Here is a 1,267-nt window from a genome sequence, read left to right as displayed (position 1 = left end):
TGGGGTGCGGCACGGTTCGATGAGACAGCCGACTGCGGTAGAGATCACCGCAACCGGAGGTCAGACCAATGGACCAGAACCACAGCGACAAACCCGAGGGGGCGCCGGCGTGCGCCCGGAACGCTGACGCCGGCGCCCCCTCGGGCGCGGCTGGGCCGGAGCGCCGCAACTCCGCTCGGCGCAAGCTGGCTGCCGTCACCCGGCTGCTACGCGGCGAGCCGCTGGAGACCGTAGCCCGGGACCTCAACGTTACCGTCGCTCGTCTGAGCGAGTGGCGCGACCGCGCCCTGGTCGGGGCGGAGGCGGCGATGAAGGAGCGCGAGCGCGACAGCCGCGATGAGGAGTTGCTCCGGCTTAAGGCCAAGCTCGGCGAGGTCACCATGGCCAACGAGCTGCTGGAGCAGAAGATTGCGGCTCTGGAGGGCGGGCGCCCTTTGGGCCGACGGAGGTCGAGGCGATGAGCCAGGCTGTCTCGCCGGCCACAGACCGCGCCTACGGCCTGGCCCGGGTCGCCCGGGTCTGGCGGCTCTCCCGTGCCACGGTCTACCGCCACCGTGCGGCGCCCGACCCCACGGCGCCGGCCGGGCCAACACGCCGGGGCCCGGTAGGTGCCTGCTCCGATGCCGCGTTGCTCGAGCACATCCGCGCCCAGATCCTTGGCTCGCGCCTGCATGGTGAGGGCTACCGCAAGATCTGGGCCCGGCTGCGCCATGCCGGCATCCGCACCTCGGCTCGCCGGGTCCGGCGCCTCATGGGCCAGCACGGCCTGCTCGCGCCACACCGCGTCGGCCGTCCCGAGCAGCGCGCCCATGACGGCACGATCACCACCACCGCCGTGGATGCAATGTGGGGGACCGACATGACCGAAACCGTGACCGTAAAGGAGGGCCGGGCTCGGGTGTTCGTCGCTGTCGACCACTGCTCCGGCGAGTGCGTCGGCAACCATGCCGCGCGCTCCGGCAACCGCTTCGAGGCACTCGAGCCGATCCGGCAGGGTGTCCTGCGCCACTTCGGCCGCATCGAAAAGAACGCAGCCAAGGGTCTCGCTCTGCGCCACGACCATGGCTCCAACTACATGTCCGGCGACTTGCAGGACGAGATCGCCTTCCTCGGCATCGAGAGCTCGCCCTCCTTCGTCCGCCAGCCCGAGGGCAACGGCGTCGCCGAGCGCTTTATCCGTACCTTGAAAGAGAACTTCCTCTGGGTGCACACCTTCGACACCATCGAAGAGCTGCGCCGCGGGCTGCAGGACTTCGTTGCCCACTAC

1 pseudogene is annotated in these 1,267 nt (G+C 70.2%); it reads left to right on the top strand.

What is annotated here, in order from left to right:
- Nucleotides 1-68: 68 nt before the first annotated feature.
- A pseudogene (locus LH62_RS00175) lies at nucleotides 69-1,267 on the top strand (IS3 family transposase); the annotation flags it as partial.

The sequence above is a fragment of the Belnapia sp. F-4-1 genome (genome assembly GCF_000802185.1).
Lineage (GTDB): Bacteria > Pseudomonadota > Alphaproteobacteria > Acetobacterales > Acetobacteraceae > Belnapia.
The sequence above is the reverse complement of the archived record's forward strand: the minus strand, read 5'-3'. Positions and strand labels throughout refer to the sequence as shown.